14 protein-coding genes are annotated in these 15,942 nt (G+C 63.3%); 6 read left to right on the forward strand and 8 right to left on the reverse strand.

The features are described from left to right. Both rplL and ACFC3J_RS12435 read left to right on the forward strand, forming a co-directional pair. Positions 1 to 320 (forward strand): 50S ribosomal protein L7/L12 (gene rplL / locus ACFC3J_RS12430; protein ID WP_375196485.1); only part of this gene is annotated, 320 nt, incomplete at its 5' end. Between the two features lie 247 nt (positions 321 to 567). Further along, entirely contained in the window at positions 568 to 1,992 is a 1,425-nt protein-coding gene (locus ACFC3J_RS12435; protein WP_375196516.1) for a carboxylesterase/lipase family protein, read from the forward strand. Positions 1,993 to 2,016: 24 nt separating this feature from the next. On the opposite strand, the gene ACFC3J_RS12440 is transcribed toward ACFC3J_RS12435, so the two are convergent. Beyond that, positions 2,017 to 2,910 (reverse strand): N-formylglutamate amidohydrolase, encoded by an 894-nt coding sequence (locus ACFC3J_RS12440; RefSeq protein ID WP_375196486.1) that lies wholly within the window; start codon positions 2,908 to 2,910, stop codon positions 2,017 to 2,019. 167 nt (positions 2,911 to 3,077) lie between these two features. Between ACFC3J_RS12440 and cpdR the strand changes: the two genes are divergently transcribed. Beyond that, on the forward strand, positions 3,078 to 3,455 hold the full coding sequence (cpdR, locus tag ACFC3J_RS12445; protein ID WP_192667721.1) for a cell cycle two-component system response regulator CpdR: 378 nt from the start codon (positions 3,078 to 3,080) through the stop codon (positions 3,453 to 3,455). Positions 3,456 to 3,465: 10 nt separating this feature from the next. On the opposite strand, the gene ACFC3J_RS12450 is transcribed toward cpdR, so the two are convergent. The 4 genes from ACFC3J_RS12450 to ACFC3J_RS12465 all read right to left on the reverse strand — a co-directional run bounded on the left by ACFC3J_RS12450 (position 3,466) and on the right by ACFC3J_RS12465 (position 9,107). Next, positions 3,466 to 5,250 carry a diguanylate cyclase gene (locus ACFC3J_RS12450; protein ID WP_375196487.1) on the reverse strand — a complete coding sequence of 595 codons (1,785 nt, stop codon included), beginning with the start codon at positions 5,248 to 5,250 and terminating at the stop codon, positions 3,466 to 3,468. A 588-nt stretch (positions 5,251 to 5,838) separates the two neighbouring features. Next, entirely contained in the window at positions 5,839 to 6,213 is a 375-nt protein-coding gene (gene clpS / locus ACFC3J_RS12455; RefSeq protein ID WP_375196488.1) for an ATP-dependent Clp protease adapter ClpS, read from the reverse strand. 148 nt (positions 6,214 to 6,361) lie between these two features. After that, complete coding sequence (locus tag ACFC3J_RS12460; protein WP_375196489.1) at positions 6,362 to 7,225, reverse strand: phasin family protein; 864 nt, start codon at positions 7,223 to 7,225, stop codon at positions 6,362 to 6,364. 142 nt (positions 7,226 to 7,367) lie between these two features. Beyond that, positions 7,368 to 9,107, reverse strand: a complete 1,740-nt coding sequence (locus ACFC3J_RS12465) for a PHA/PHB synthase family protein (protein ID WP_375196517.1) — start codon at positions 9,105 to 9,107, stop codon at positions 7,368 to 7,370. 142 nt (positions 9,108 to 9,249) lie between these two features. Between ACFC3J_RS12465 and ACFC3J_RS12470 the strand changes: the two genes are divergently transcribed. The 3 genes from ACFC3J_RS12470 (at position 9,250) to ACFC3J_RS12480 (ending at position 11,601) form a co-directional block, all read left to right on the forward strand. Beyond that, positions 9,250 to 10,458, forward strand: coding sequence for an LL-diaminopimelate aminotransferase (locus ACFC3J_RS12470; protein ID WP_375196490.1), 1,209 nt, complete (start codon positions 9,250 to 9,252; stop codon positions 10,456 to 10,458). A 136-nt stretch (positions 10,459 to 10,594) separates the two neighbouring features. Next, entirely contained in the window at positions 10,595 to 11,068 is a 474-nt protein-coding gene (locus ACFC3J_RS12475) for a DUF2721 domain-containing protein (RefSeq protein WP_375196491.1), read from the forward strand. Beyond that, positions 11,065 to 11,601, forward strand: a complete 537-nt coding sequence (locus tag ACFC3J_RS12480; protein WP_375196492.1) for a (2Fe-2S)-binding protein — start codon at positions 11,065 to 11,067, stop codon at positions 11,599 to 11,601. Before ACFC3J_RS12475 ends, ACFC3J_RS12480 begins: the two co-directional genes overlap by 4 nt. Positions 11,602 to 11,698: 97 nt before the next feature. Here ACFC3J_RS12480 and ACFC3J_RS12485 read toward each other — a convergent pair whose 3' ends face one another. The 3 genes from ACFC3J_RS12485 to ACFC3J_RS12495 all read right to left on the reverse strand — a co-directional run bounded on the left by ACFC3J_RS12485 (position 11,699) and on the right by ACFC3J_RS12495 (position 15,670). Continuing rightward, positions 11,699 to 12,508: a DODA-type extradiol aromatic ring-opening family dioxygenase gene (locus ACFC3J_RS12485; RefSeq protein ID WP_375196493.1), complete on the reverse strand. Its 810-nt coding sequence runs from the start codon at positions 12,506 to 12,508 to the stop codon at positions 11,699 to 11,701. A gap of 80 nt (positions 12,509 to 12,588) precedes the next feature. Then, complete coding sequence (locus tag ACFC3J_RS12490) at positions 12,589 to 15,192, reverse strand: HWE histidine kinase domain-containing protein (RefSeq protein WP_375196494.1); 2,604 nt, start codon at positions 15,190 to 15,192, stop codon at positions 12,589 to 12,591. Next, complete coding sequence (locus ACFC3J_RS12495) at positions 15,185 to 15,670, reverse strand: heme oxygenase (RefSeq protein ID WP_375196495.1); 486 nt, start codon at positions 15,668 to 15,670, stop codon at positions 15,185 to 15,187. The genes ACFC3J_RS12490 and ACFC3J_RS12495 overlap by 8 nt, the downstream gene beginning before the upstream one ends. Between the last annotated feature and the right edge of the window lie 272 nt (positions 15,671 to 15,942).

Here is a 15,942-nt window from a genome sequence, read left to right on the forward strand (position 1 = left end):
CTGACCTCGCCAAGGCCCTCGAAGAAGCATGGGGCGTTTCCGCCGCTGCTGCTGTTGCGGTCGCAGCTCCTGCTGCTGGCGGTGCTCCGGCTGCCGCTGCTGAAGAGCAGACCGAATTCGACGTGATCCTGACCGGCGACGGCGGCAAGAAGATCAACGTCATCAAGGAAGTCCGCGCCATCACCGGCCTGGGCCTGACCGAAGCCAAGGCGCTCGTCGAAGGCGCGCCCAAGGCGATCAAGGAAGGCGTCAGCAAGGACGAGGCCGAAAAGGTCAAGAAGCAGCTGGAAGAAGCCGGCGCGACCGTCGAACTCAAGTAAGTTCAGGTCGGAGCATTTTCGCGTTGGCCGCCCGCGGTCAACGGCCCGGAAAATGCGCCAGCAAAGGGCCGGAGCCTCGCTGTCGCGGGGCCTCGCTTCCCGGTCCAGACCGGAAGAAAATCGGGGCGGTGCCTTCATGGCGCCGCCCTTTTCTTGCGCATGCGTCCCGGCTTCCGCGGAAACACGTTGATTTCCATGGCGGAATTTCCTCTATTCGCGCCCAGTCAGGAGAAACAGGATGCGCGCGATGAAATGGGCCGGATCGATCGGGCTGCTCGCCCCGCTGGCTCTGGCCTCTACCCCCCTCCCCGCCCGCCCCCCGGAAAAGGCGCCTCCCCTCGTCGCCACGGAAGCGGGAAAGGTCCGCGGCGTCATCGAAGACGATGTCGCAAGCTGGAAAGGCATACCCTTCGCTGCGCCGCCTGTCGGCGCGCTCCGCTGGCGCATGCCGCAGCCCGTGGCGCGCTGGTCCGGCGTCAGGGATGCGACGGCCTATGGCCATGACTGCATGCAACTGCCTTTTGCCAGCGACGCCGCTCCGCTGGGGACGCCGCCCGCTGAAGACTGCCTTAAGGTGAATATCTGGAAACCGGCCCATGCGATCGGTAAATTGCCGGTGCTGTTCTGGATCTATGGCGGAGGCTTTGTAAATGGCGGGTCTTCTCCACCCACCTATTCAGGCGCCCGCCTGGCCGCGCAGGGCATCATGGTGGTTAGCTTCAACTACCGGCTCGGTCGTTTCGGCACCTTCGCCCATCCGGCGCTGACCAAGGCGGACGAGGACAAAGGGCTCCTCGGCAATTACGGCCTGATGGACCAGATCGCCGCCCTCTCCTGGGTGAAGCGCAATATCGGCGCTTTTGGCGGGGATGCTTCAAACGTCACCCTGATCGGCGAAAGCGCGGGCGGCATGTCCGTCCACGCCCTTTTGACCTCTCCGATGACGACAGGCCTGTTTCAGCGCGCCGTCATCATGTCCGGCGGCAACGGTCGAATGATGGGACCGCAAACCCTTTCCGCCGCCGAACAGCTGGGCCGGGCGTTCGCATCCGGAAAGGGCATAAGCCAGGATGACGGCGGGGCGCCCGCCGGGCTGCGCGCTCTGCCCGCGGAACAGGTGGTCGACGGCCTCAATCTCGCCGCCATGTTCAGCGGATCGCTCGGCGCCTACTCCCCGCCCTTTCCCGATGGCCGGATCGCGGTCGACCCGTCAGCGGCCTATGCGGCGGGACGGTTCGCCCATGTTCCCGTGATGGTCGGCGCGACCAGCGCCGACATCGGCGGCCCGGCCGGGACGATGATCGCGGGCGCCCGGCAAATCGCCGGAACGCTGACGGACAAGGGGGTGCCGGTTTATGCCTACCGTTTCGACTATGTCGCGCAAAGCATTGGAAAATCGGGCGCGGGCCATGCCAGCGACATCCCCTTCTTCTTCGACACGCAGACCGTCAAATATGGGGACAGGACCACGGAACGTGACAATGAAATGGGTCGGACCATCAGCGCTTATATCGTCAACTTCGCGCACACCGGCAATCCCAACGGCGCCGGGTTGCCCCAATGGCCGCGCTATGACCGTGCCGGCGACACCATCATGACCTTCGATCCCAACGCGCAGGCCGTGGCCGGAAAGGACCCGTGGGGTGCGCGGATCGACTCGGCCAAACCCTGAAAGGAAGAGCGCCGAAAACGCGGATCATTCCGCTGCCAGCGCATAATCGCTGCGCGGCAGTTCATGCGCGAGCGCCTCTACGATGGCGGACACGACGCGCTGCAACTGCGCCAGTCCCATGCCCGGCCCGTCCAGCGCTTCGTCCAGATAGAGGCTTCGATCACATTCCAGCTGAATCGCATAGAGGCCATGCGCCGGCCGACCATGCCGTTCGATCATATGATCGCCCGCATAGGGATGGTTCTGCGCCGCCAGCAGCCCATGACCGTCAGCGACATCCGCCGCCAGCGTCATCAATCGCGCCGATGCGGTGCGGCCGAAGCGGTCGCCCAGCACGAGAGCAGGCGCCCCCTGCCCCGCAGCGGGCGGGGGCAGGGGCGGCATGGAATGAAGGTCAACAAGAATGGCATGGCCGTAATTGTCGCGCGCCTCCCGCATCAGCCGCTCGAGCGCCGCATGATAGGGTCTGTGAACCTGTGCAATCCGGCGCTCCACCTCAGCCCAGGCCAGCGAGCGCTGCCACAATTCATGCGCTCCCGGCAGACGGCGCGGAATGAGGCCCAGACCGCCTCGCAGCTTGGCGCTCCCCTGCAAGGGGAAGTCGCGCGGAAGGCCCGTCACCATACCGGGATCAACCTCGCGCTCGTGGCGATTGAGGTCGATCATCGCCCGCGGCGCTCGCGCCACCAACACCGGCCAGCCCCGGCCGATCAGCGGATGGGCGATCAGATCCGCCCAGCGATCCTCCAGCCGCTGCAATATCTCCCTGCGCACCCGCGCCTGAGCCAGCAGCGTCGCATCATAATCCCGGCCCGCATGGGGCACCGAGATGATTACCGGCCCGGAAAGCGTCTCCGGCCGGTAAAGATCATAGGCAGCTGTGGATTCGACCGGAACTGTCGGCGCGGAATATGCCAATGAGTCTCCTTTCACGCGCCATCGCCCAGTAGCTTATCCGGCCAAAAATGGTTACCCGGCTGGATAATATTTACACCTTGTCGCATATATAGCGGCTTCACGCCATCTGCGAAGGGTGGCCATCAGGGTGTCGGCCGTAAAGGGCCTGGGGTGAGACAAACGGGGCGATGGTTCGAATATTATTGGCCGAAGACGATGAAAGCATGCGCACTTATCTGGCCCGTGCGCTTGAGCGGTCCGGCTATGAGGTGGTGGCCGTTTCGACGGGGGCAGAGGCTGTGCCCCATATCAACAGCGATCGGTTCGATCTGCTGCTGACCGACATCGTGATGCCCGAGATGGACGGCATCGAACTTGCCCAGCATGCCGCCGCCGCGGCGCCCGAAATGCGGATCATGTTCATTACCGGCTTTGCGGCGGTAACGCTGAAGGCGGGCAAGGCCGTGCCGCAGGCCAAGGTGCTGTCCAAACCCTTCCACCTGCGCGACCTGGTGCTGGAAGTGGAGCGGATGTTCGGCAGCGAGAGCCTGACCGGCCTCAACTGAGCGAGGGGTTTCAGGCGGCCAGGCGCAGGCAGTTCCGCCCACTATGCTTGGCGCGATACAGCGCCTTGTCCGCCGCCTCCAGAATGGCGTCACGGCCATCCTGCGCGTTCAGCTCCACCAGACCGGCGCTGAACGTCACCGCGATCGTCGCGCCCGAATCGATACGCACCGGATGAGCCGCCACCATTTCGCGCAATCGCTCGCAGATCATGCTCGATCGCTCGACATCGGTGCCGCTCAGCAGGATGGCGAATTCCTCGCCGCCCAACCGCCCAATGCTGTCGGCGCCGCGCAGCCCCGGCCGCAACCGCTCGACAAAACCCGCCAGCACCCGGTCGCCTGCTCCATGACCATGGCAGTCGTTGACCGCCTTGAAATGATCGATGTCGATCAGCAGCAGACACGCCCGTCCGCCCCGCCGGACCCGCCCGATCTCAACATCCAGCTTTTCAAGGAAAGCCCGCCGCGTATCCGCACCCGTCAGCGAATCCAGCGCTACCTCCTGTTGCAGGGCGCGCTGCTGCGCCTTGTGCCGGGACATATCGCGGATCGTGCTGACCACGCCGATCGGCATGCCATGCTCATCCACCACGGCCCGCGCCACCATCTCGCACCATTCGGATCCTTCAGCCGAGACGAAGGGGCGGAACTCGACCGTCTGCACATCGCCCGGCCGGGCCAGCGCCTGGTCTAACGCAGCGCTGACAGTAGCGCGATCCTCAGGATCGACCAGATTGGCCGCATCCTGCCCGATCAGCAGTTCCGGCGCGCATCCAATCTGTTCAGCGGCTGCGGGAGAAGCATATTCGATGACCCCATCCACGCTGATGTTAAGCACGACATCGCCGCTATATTCGGCGATAGTGCGGTACCGCGCCTCGCTCTCCTGCAACATCTGGAACAGGCGCCGACGGCCGTTGAGTTCCGCCGCGATCGGCATCGACAACAGGAAGGTGCACGCCAGAAACAGCTGGAAGAACTGCATCCGCTCACCCATGCCGCCAGCCGGGATCATGTGTAACGGCCCGTGGCCGGTCATCGTAGCCGTCCCGCCGATCGCCGCAAGGATCAGGACCGAAGCGGCGGCGCCCAGATTGCCGACGCGAAAGACGATGACGACCATCGGCAGCAGCAACGCGAACAGCATTGGGTATCGCGCAAGGTAAAAGACATGCACCGCGACCAATGCCAGAAGGAGCAGCAGTGCCAGAGCCTCCAGACGGGCGCGCAGCGGCGTCTGGCTGAACCAGCGGCGCAGTTCGCCCTGCATGAACATCATCAGGATCGGGGTGCAGGTCAGCCCGCCCAGCACATGGCCCGTATACCATTGCAGCCACGCCGCTCCGAAGGACGCCGGCGTCAGCGCGGAGGCAACCATCCCCGCGCCGATCCCCGCCAGGACATTGGCGGGGCCGCTCAGCGCCAGAGTGAAGACGATCAGCGGCCACATGGACCCGGCAAATTTCCGGTTCGGCGCCAGACGACGGCAGACCATCGCAACGATCAACGCTTCGCCGAGATTGATGGCAGCCATCGGTATGGCGGCCAGCACGCCCATGCCGAACAGACTGGTCGCGAGTGCGCTGGCCAGCCCGCAGACAATCAGCGAACGGGGCCAATGACCGATCCTGGACGTCAACAGATCAGCCATCAACAGCGCGTTGGCGCCCCAGATGAACGCCAGACCGCCCTCGAACCGCGAACTGGCCAGAGCCAGAGCCGCCAATATGAAATAGGCAACGCCCAGAACAACAGGCGCAAAGCTGGAAGAAGGATGACGAAGAGTCGTTTGCATGTTCCGCCCCGCCTTACACGCTTATCGTTAAAATATACTCACGATAAGCATTTTACACTTGGCAAAGCGACAAAGTCCTCGCCCAAGAGCAGGGGCCGACGTCTCAAGATGAGGCATCACGTCGTCCATCCGGCAAAGCCGGCTCCATCCACGGAGCCGTGCCTTTCGGACGTCGTTCGGCATGGCAGGCGAGGAACGCGTCAGCGTCGAACCCATACCCACTATGTTTCCTCCAGCGACGGAAACAGCCCATGGTCAACCGGCGCCGGCATTGCGGCGCCGTCCGCATTCCGCTGGGACTGTCATATACCGACTGCGACGGGCTGACGCGCAGATTTTCAAGGCAAGCGACGGTCTGATGGAGTTGATCAGTCACGCTGGCGGTATCCGTGCTGCTGCCATCTTCGCCATCGGACTGCAGAGGCGGCGGCGGACCACGCGGCAGCATTGACACAGTTGTCCATCATGGTCCTAGGCGATCAGGACATGTGAACGGGATTTCCAAAAATTCTTATATTTCAATGATATAATTATTGGCGTGAAAACGCTGCATCGGCCGGGATGCTGGCGCCTCAGGCGAATCGTCCATCACGCCTTTTCCAGCGTGCACTGGAGCGGATGCTGGTTCTGCCGGGCGAAGTCCATCACCTGGTTAACCTTGGTCTCCGCCACCTCATAGCTGAAGATACCGCAGATGCCGACGCCACGCTGATGCACATGCAGCATCACGCGAGTCGCTTCTTCCATATCCATGCGGAAAAACTGCTGGAGGACATGGACGACGAATTCCATCGGCGTGTAATCGTCGTTCAGCATCAGCACCTTGTAGAGCGAGGGCTTTTTCGTGCGGGCGCGGGTGCGGGTGGCGATGCCGACATTGGGACCGCCCGAGCCGTCGCCCTGGTCGTCCTGATCCCTTCCCGCCATCGTGACGGGATATACCGCTGTCGAAATGCTGCTCATGATGCAGAAGAATATGGCGATTTCGGCTTTCAAGGCAAGGGGGCGGACCGACCGTAAACCATCCTTCTCATGCCCCGGCCGAAAAAGAAGCGGCCTCCGCGCGTGGCGAAGGCCGTCCCTTTTATTCAGGAGGTTCGGCCCCGCCGCGTCAAGCCGCGAGCGACTTCACCTTATCGGTCACCACGGTCACGCGGGCGGTGAGCGGCGAAGCCACGTCGCCAGCCAGCTTGATCAGCGCTTCGCTGCTCTTGGCGGCTTCCTTGGTGAACTCGTCAAAGCTGCTGGAAAACAGCTGGCTCTGCAGCTGGAAGAATTCGGTCGGGGTCTTCATGGTCGAAAAGCTCTTGAAAGAGGCGGTCGCCTTTTCGAAGCTCTTCTTGCTGTAATCGACAGCTTCCTGACCCAGGGTTTCGAAGCCCTTGGCAGCGATCTTGCCGGATTCGACCAGCGCCTCGACATTGCCCTTGGCGATGTCGCTCAGCTCTTCCATCGCCTTGGTCGACTTTTCCACGCTCGCCTTCGCCTTTTCGTTCAGGTCGGCATAGGCGGTTTCCAGCTTGGCCTTGGTCTCTTCAGCGAACTTCTTTCCGGTTTCGATCATGTCGTTCATCATCGTGGTTCCTTCTGTGGCGGGCAGCATTTTGGGCTCTGTCGGCCCGGCCTTCGGCAGGCTCTTGAATTCCTTGGTCGGTGCGGCCTGTGCGACCGCTTCAATCTGGGGCAACGGTTCCGACCCCATGGGTGGCTCGGGCGCGGCATCGACGGCCGTAGTTGCGGCGATCACCGCCACCGGATCAGCCGGCGCAGGCGTCGGTTCCGGCTTCACTTCAGGCGCAACCGGCTTGTCGGCCGCAGCCTTGGGCGAAGAGAGCTTCTTCGCGGTGGGCTTGGCGGGCTTTGCCGGCGTCCCGATTGCAGCTTCGGCGGCCTTCAGGGCCTCACTGGCTGACAATGTGGATGACGCTTTTTTTGCTACAGGCTTACGACGCACTGGCTTCGGGGTCACGGCCATCGACCATCCTCCATTTGTTGCAGTGCACAATATGAGATTTGCAGGGCGATTGCAAGTGTTTTGTGCAGTGCAGCAAAATCAAGATGGACAGCTTGCCGTAGGGGAAGGCCGCTTCGCCGCAAATCCTCCCTAGCCCTATGAATCAGCGCCCCTTTACGTAGCGGCCGGGCGCGTCCTCGATCGTCTTGAGTTTACCCTTGCCCGGCTGCCGCGCCCCCCTGACCGAAACCGTAGCCGGTGCGACGCCCCGAATCCATTCGATCCAGTCCGGCCACCAGCTGCCCTTCGTCTCCTTCGCCTTTGCGAGAAAGGCGTCGAGACTGGGCTGCGATTCGTCGCAGGCCCAATATTGATATTTGCCCGCAGCGGGTGGATTGATCACGCCAGCGATATGACCCGACCCGGCGAGCAGGAAGCGGATTGGCCCGGACAGATGCTCGGTCAGCTTCCACACACTTTCCAGCGGCGCGATATGGTCTTCCCGCCCCGCCTGCACATAGGCGGGCGTCTTGATCAGCGTCAGGTCCAGCGGCGTCCCCGCGACGCTGATCGCACCGGGTTGCACCAGCAGATTGTCGCGATAGAGCTGGGTCAGATAATCCCTGTGCCAGCGCGCAGGCAGATTGGTGGTATCGCCATTCCAGTACAGCAGGTCAAAAGGCGGATAATCCTGCCCCAGAAGATAATTGTTGACGACATAGTTCCAGATGAGGTCGCGGCCGCGCAACAGGTTGAAGGTCGCCGCCATGTAGCGTCCGTCAAGGAAGCCGCCGGACGAGAGCTGCTCCACCATCTTCATCTGTTCGTCATCGACGAACAGGGTCAGGTCGCCTGCCTGGGCAAAATCAACCTGCGCGGTGAAGAAGGTGGCGCTGGCGACCTTGTCCGCCTCCCCCCGCGCCGCCAGCAGCGCCAGCGTGGCGGCCAGCGTCGTGCCCGCGACGCAATAGCCGATGGCATGGACGCTCGGCACCTTCAGCAGATCCCGGACCGTATCGATCGCGTCGATCTGGCCTCTTTCGATATAATCGTCCCAGACCAGATCCTTCATCGAGGCATCGGCCGATTTCCAGGAGACAAGGAAGACGCTGATGCCCTGATCCACGGCCCATTTGACGAAGCTCTTTTCCGGCGACAGATCGAGGATGTAGAAACGGTTGATCCATGGAGGGAAAATAATCAGCGGCGTTTCCAGCACCGCTTCGGTCGTCGGCGCATAGTGGATCAACTGATAGAGCGGCGTTTCCTTGATCACCTTGCCCGGCGTCGAGGCGATATTGCGACCCACTTCAAAGGCCGTTCCGTCGGTATGGGTCAGCTGACCCTTCTCCATGTCGGCCAGCATGTGCTGAAGGCCCTTCACCAGATTCTCGCCGCCGCTCTGGATCGTCTTCTGCACCACCATGGGATTGGTCAGCGGAAAGTTGCTGGGCGACATGGCGTCGAGCAGGCCGCTGGTGGCAAAGCGCAGCTTCGCCTTCTGCCTGGGGTCGACCCCGTCAACCGCATCGGCCAGCTTCATCAGATAGTCCGAGAGCAGCAGGTAGCTTTGCCGGATCAGATCGTAAAAAGGATGTTCGGTCCAGGCGGGATCAGCAAAGCGTCGGTCCCTGGCCGCGGCGGGACTGTCCGACGGGGGCGGCTCGGGCTGGTCGCGCAGCAGCCCCCCGGAATCCAGAAAGCGCTGCCATAGCGCCATGCCTTCGTCGGCAAAACCGGTCTGAATGCGCGAGACGATTGCAGGATCGAAAGGCAGCGTCCGGCCGGTGGCCCCCGCCGCCTGTTCCAGCATCAATTGCTGGGCGCGGCCCAGAACCTGCGTCCATTGCTGCATTTCCTGCAATGTGGGGAGGCGGGGTTCCATGACATCCTCTGCTTTCATGGCCACCTTCCTCCTCCTGGCATGGTCCGGTACGCCGCTTTCACTGGCATGTCGCTATCGGGCGGGTTATAGCCGGATTGTGACAGGCTGACTGCGTGTCACGCACTATTCCTTACAGAGAGCTTTCAGGAAAGCCCCAAAAATGTCCGAAGAATTTTACCGCATGAAGCGTCTGCCGCCCTATGTCATCGCTGAAGTGAACGCGATGCGGGCCGCCGCACGCGCCGCGGGAGAGGACATTATCGACCTTGGCATGGGCAATCCCGATCTGCCGCCGCCCGATCATGTGATCGCCAAATTATGCGAAGTCGCGCAGAAGCCGAGCGCCCATGGCTATTCCCAGTCGATGGGGATTCCGGGCCTGCGGCGGGCGCAGGCCAACTATTATGGCCGCCGTTTCGGGGTCGATCTGGACCCGGAAACCGAGGTGGTCGTGACCATGGGGTCGAAGGAAGGGCTTGCCAGCCTTGCCACGGCCATCACCGCGCCGGGCGATGTCGTGCTCGCGCCCAACCCCAGCTATCCGATCCACATGTTCGGCTTCATCATCGCGGGTGCGACGATCCGTTCCGTGCCGACGACGCCGGACGAACATTATTGGAAGTCGCTGGAACGGGCGATGGCCTTCACCGTGCCGCGTCCTTCGATCCTGGTGGTCGGCTATCCCAGCAACCCGACGGCCGAGACGGTCGACCTTGCCTTTTATGAGCGGCTGGTCGCCTGGGCGAAGGAGAACAAGGTCTGGGTACTCAGCGACCTCGCCTATTCCGAGCTTTATTATGACGGCAATCCGACGCCCTCCATCCTTCAGGTGCTGGGCGCCAAAGATGTGGCGGTGGAGTTCACCTCGCTGTCCAAGACCTACAGCATGGCGGGCTGGCGCATCGGCTTCGCAGTCGGCAACAGGCAGCTCATCGCAGCCTTGAAGCGCGTGAAATCCTATCTCGACTATGGCGCCTTCACGCCTATTCAGGCGGCGGCCTGCGCGGCGCTCAACGGCCCGCAGGACATCGTGCAGAAGAACCGCGAACTCTATCACAAGCGGCGCGACGTGATGGTGGAGGCCTTTGGCCGCGCCGGATGGGATATTCCCGCGCCCAAGGCCTCCATGTTCGCATGGGCGCCGCTGCCCCCTGCCCTCAAGGAAATGGGGAGTCTGGAATTTTCCAAGCAGCTCCTGACTCATGCCAAGGTCGCGGTCGCGCCGGGCGTCGGCTATGGCGAGGATGGCGAGGGCTTTGTCCGCATCGCCATGGTCGAGAATGAGCAGCGACTGCGGCAGGCGGCCCGCAACATTAAGCAATATCTCAAGTCCATGGGCGTCAACACCCCTGCCAAGGGCGCTGCCTGATCGGCAGAGCCGATCAATCCATTTCTTCAAGGTGACGCTGCGGCCACCCGGTCGCGGCGTCTTCATTTTTTGAGTTCAGGCTTGTCATTTGGACGGCCATCGGCTGGTTTAGCGCGATGGCGAGAGCAGCGGAATCATGATTGCACTTCCACAGGTTTCTCAGGTCGCGCAGACGATCCAGCTCGCGCTTGCCCCGGTCTTCCTGCTGGCGGGCATCGGCGCGTTCCTGAATGTCTGCGTCAGCCGCCTTGCGCGCATCATCGACCGGGCGCGGGTCGTGGAAGAAAAGGTGTTGATTTCCCGCGGCAAGGAGCATGACCGCATGGTCAGCGAAATCCGCGTGCTCGACCGGCGGATGAGCGTCGTCAACGGCGCGATCTTCCTGTCGGTCGCGTCGGCCTGCGCGGTCTGTCTGGTGGTCATCCTGCTGTTCGCGGGCAACCTGTTCGACGCGCATCTGGGTACGCCCGTGGCGGCGCTGTTCAGCCTGGCGATGGTATTGCAGGCGGCGGCCTTCGCCACCTTCATCCAGGAAATCAGGCTGGCATCGCGGACCATCCATATCCGCAATGAAGTCCTCTACCATCAGGCGGAGGACGAGGCGGGATGACCAAATTCACCGTCAACGACCGGCCGGTCCAGTATCGGATGGACCCGGCGACGCCGCTGCTCTGGGCCTTGCGCGACGCGTCCAATCTGACGGGGACCAAATATGGCTGCGGCACCGGCGATTGCGGCGCCTGCACCGTGGATATGGATGGCGAGGCGGTGCGATCCTGCCAGGTCAGCATCGCCGCCGCCGAGGGCAAGTTCGTAACTACCATCGAAGGGCTTTCGCCCGATCGCGGCCACCCGCTGCAGCAGGTATTTGCCGCCGACAATGTGTCGCAGTGCGGTTATTGCATTCCCGGCATCATCATGGCGGCGTCGGTGCTGCTGCGGCGGACAAGTGATCCGAGCGAGGAAGAGATCGACGCCGCCATCACCCATATCTGCCGCTGCGGCATCTATCCCCGGCTGAGAGGAGCGATCCAGCGGGCCGGACGGGTGATGCGCGGCGAGGAAGTGGTAGACGCGGTGCCGCCGTCGGGCATCAGCCCCGACGAGGCGGCAAAGACAGTGCCCGCGCTGCGAAAGCCTTAGATCGGTCGATCTGATCGAAGCAGGTCGACGGCTCTATTTTCCTGTTTTGCCGCCGTTTCTTAAGCGTCGGATAATGCGATCTGACTGGAAAATCGCTTCAATCGAAACGATAGCCGGAGATGGCCCAACCCATGACGGTTCCATGATGACTTTGCGTGGCCGCGCCTTCTCCTCCCGCGCCCAGCGCCACCATCAGCGGGAGGAGATGTTCCTCGCGAGGATGCGCGAAATGGGCGTTGGGCAGTTCGGTCCATGCCGCGACGCGGGCGGCCCGCAATGCCGGATCGGGATCGGTGACGGCGGCCGTCAGCGCCTCGTCCCACTCCGTCGCGGGTTCGGTCGCCTGCGATCCGCGGACGCGCAGATTGTGGAAGCTCATGCCCGAACCGACGATCAGCACGCCCTCGTCGCGAAGCGGAGCGAGGGCGCGACCCGCGGCGATATGCGCCTGCGGGTCCAGATCATGACGCAGGGAGAGCTGCGCCACGGGAATGTCGGCCTGCGGCAGTGCGACCTTCATCGGGATGAAGACGCCATGGTCCCAGCCCCGCTGCTGCTCCGTGCCGGTCGGGAAGCCCGCCTGCTCCAGCAGCGCGGCGGCGCGGCGGGCGAGCGCGGGCGCCCCCGGCGCATCCCAACGCAGCGTGTAGGTGTGCGGCGGGAAGCCATAATAATCGAACAACAGGCCGGGCTTTTCGCCGATGTGGACGGTGAAGCGGCTTTCCTCCCAATGGCCGGAGACCAGCAGGATCGCCTTTGGCCGTTCGGGCAGGCTGGCGATGATGTCCGCCAGATAGTCCTGCATCGGCTGCCAGATCGGATCGCAATGCGGCCGATCGGGGTCCGCCGGGTCCATGAAGAAGCAGGGTCCGCCGCCATGCGGGATGAAGAGGGTCGGTTGTTTCATGCCCCTCCAGATCGGGCGAAGCGCCATCCGGCGCAAGTCCGGGCGGGGAAACGGACTGTTTCGGCGAAATGGGGTCGGACCTATTCCGCCCCGCCCTTACCCCCGTCTTCCGCCTGCTCCAGCATCGGCGCGATCGCCTGCGCCAGCGTCGCGCCGGAATAGGGTTTCTTGAGCAGCGTCACATCGCCGAAGCGCTCCGGCAGGTCCAGCCCATCGCCATAGCCGGTCGCAAACAGGAAGGGGACGCCCTTTTCCGCCAGCAGATCGGCAATGGGCAGGCTGGTTTCATTGCCGAGGTTGAAGTCCAGCACGGCGAGATCGAAGGGGTGGACCGCAATCGCTTCCCGCGCCCGGCCCACGGCCGCGGCGGTGACGACCTCCGCGCCCAGATCGCGCAGAGCGTCCTCGCCGTCCATGGCGATGATCATATTGTCCTCGACCAGCAGGACATGGCGCCCCCGCAGCAGCGTCGGCGTGGGCGCAGGCGCAGGCTTGGCCCGTTCCATGGCGGTGACGTCCGGCAGCACCGAGGCCACATGCGCCGAAGGGATGCAGAAATGCGCCTCCAGTCCCGACAGCCGGTAGCTGACCTCCGCCCGGCCATCCAGATCGTAGGGAATGGAGCGCTCGATCACGGTCGAACCAAACCCCCGGCGCGTCGGCGCGACCACCGCCGGGCCGCCGCTTTCGCGCCAGTCGATCAGCAGGCTGCCGTCCCCATCCACCCGCCAGTCGATCGCGACGCTGCCATTATCGGACAGTGCGCCATATTTGGCGGCATTGGTCAGCAGTTCATGGATCACCAGCGCCAGCACGGTGAAGGCGGAGGGAGTCAGCAGGACATTGGGACCGGTCAGCATCACCCGGTCGCGCCGTTCGGCCAGATAGGCGGCCGATTCGACTTCGATCAGATCATAGAGACGCGCAGGCGCCCAGCGGTCGGCGGTGATCTGGTCATGGGCACGGGCGAGCGCATGGACGCGGCTTTCCAGCGTGCCAATAAATTCCTCGACCGAATGGGCGCTGTCCCGCGTCTGCGATATCAGCCCGCGCATCAGCGCCAATATGTTGCGGACGCGGTGATTCAGCTCAGCAATCAGCAATTCCTGCTTTTCATGCGCCTTTTGCCGTTCCTCATTGGCGGAATCGGACAGGCGCAGGATCACTTCGAGCAGCGCGGTACGCAGCGCTTCGGCTACGCGCAGTTCGGCGGCGGTGAAGGGCAAGGCTGTCCCCCGCACCAGCTGCGACCATAGTTCGAAACTCTTGCGCGGGGTCAGGCGCGGGCCGTTGGGGCCATATTCGATCTGCTTTTCCGGGCTTCCGGCCCAACGCACGGAGCGCAACTGCTCGGCGCGGAACAGCACGACATAGTCGCGCGGACGGCGCGATAGCGGGATGGCGAGCAGGCCCGCCGCGCGATCGGCATAGGCGGCGGCTTCCGGCAACAGGCTGTCCAGGCTGTCGGTGGTGAACACCTGGCTCGCCGCGGCGCGGTTCAGCATCGAGACGATCGCGACGAAGCTCGGCTCATCCGGGGTCAGACCGGCAAAAGTCATCTGGCCGTCAATATAGACGCCGACACCGTCGGCCGGAATGGTGTCGAAAATCACGTCGCCCAGCCAGCGGGCGTTGGACAGCAGGTCATGATCCTGCGCAACGGCGGACATCAGGCGATCGGCCACCTGGCGCGCCTTGCCCTCATAGGCGGCGGTTTCGCTGCGCTCCCGGCTTTCGAGCATCATCGAGAAGATCTGGCCGAACAGTTCGGCTGCGCTGCGCTGCGCGAAGCTGGGCAGGCGCGGGCCATAATGATGGCAGGCAAACAGGCCCCAGAGCCGCCCTTCGACGATGATCGAAATGGAGAGCGAGGCCGCCACCCCCATATTGCAGAGATATTCGATATGAATCGGCGACACCGCCCGCGTCAGGCAGAGCGACATGTCAAGCGCAGCACCCGACGGATCGAGTTGCGGCACCACCGGCACCGGTTTGGCCTGAACGTCGGCGATCACGCGGAAGATGTTGCGCAGATAGAGGGCACGAGCCTGCGCCGGAATGTCGGAGGCCGGATAGTGCAGACCGAAAAAGCTGTCGATGCCGGGGCGCAGCGCTTCGGCCACCACCTCGCCATCGCCGCCCTCTGCAAAGCGGTAGACCATCACCCGGTCGAATCCGGTAAGCGCCCGCACCTGCCGCGCGCCGTCGCGCAGAAAGGCGGTCATCCCGTCCGCCTGCGCCAGCCGCGCCACCATGGAGCGGACCATGCTGCTCGCCTCCATCTCGTCATGCGAGGCAGGTTCGGCCTCGATCACGACCAGCGAACCGGAAAAATGCACCGCGACGTCAAAGGGCGCGCCGCCATCCATCAGGGTAAGCGAAAAGATGCGTTCCACTGCGTCGGGACCGCGCAGCAGGGTGATCCGGTTGCGCAGACTGTGGATCGCATCGCCCCTGAAAATCGCGCTGATCTGCTGACCCAGCATCTGATCCGGCGTCAGACCGATAAATTCGGCGCTGTTGGCCGACACGCGGGAAACCAGCCAGTCAGCGGTTAGCGCAATGAGAAAGCCGAACGGCTGGACCGTGCCCAGCACATGGATCGGTTCACGATCGCAATTGCTGAGGTCGACGGAAAAATCCCCTGAGACCTTCCCTATCAAGCTGTGAGCGCCGTCAGCCATGAGCGGCGACTGTTTCGCAGCGAGCGGCGCGGGCAAATAGGGCAAATGCGGCTTCCGCGCCGCGAATCGCTTCACCGATCCAGCGGTCGCCGCCTTCGTGCGCGGCGGCATCCAGACTCTGCTGAAAGGCGACCCAGCCGCCCTTGCCATGCACGGCTGACAGATAGGCCCGGGGCAAGCCCGATCCAACCTGACGCGCCAGCACCGCACCGCCCAGCCGCGACCCCTCCAGCGTGTAGCGGGCGCCCCAGCGGAAGGCCTCGCCCCCCGATGCAGGCGCGTCCAGAGGCGATGGCAGCGTTTCGCCCAACGCCGCGAGATCCTGCGCCAGCATAGGCAGGCGCGGCGCATCCGGCCGGGTAACATCCTCCAGCGGCGCCAGAGCGCGGGCGTGCGCTTTCAGGAAAGCGACATAGCTGGCGCGGTCATCAAGCGAGAAATGCGAAAAAAGATCATCGATCTGACGATGGCATTGCATCGTCGCTTGGCGCAGTGCCTGTCGGGCACGGCCGGCGTGTGGCGTTCTTATCACTCGGCATTCCTAAGGCGTGTTACAGCACAGCGCTCTGATCTGGATCAGCTTTTACACCGCCCTGCCTCATTATCCGGCTTCTCGTCGAAACTATTTGTCCGAGGCTGTTCTCAGGGCTTGTCCATAGGAACGAGATTCTTTCAAATCGCTGACAGACAAGTTCAGCAACATGACATCGCACAACGCATAAAAGCGGCATATGAGGGGCATCAGGCCCC

This window comes from Sphingobium sp. (genome assembly GCF_041987595.1).
Classification (GTDB): domain Bacteria; phylum Pseudomonadota; class Alphaproteobacteria; order Sphingomonadales; family Sphingomonadaceae; genus Sphingobium.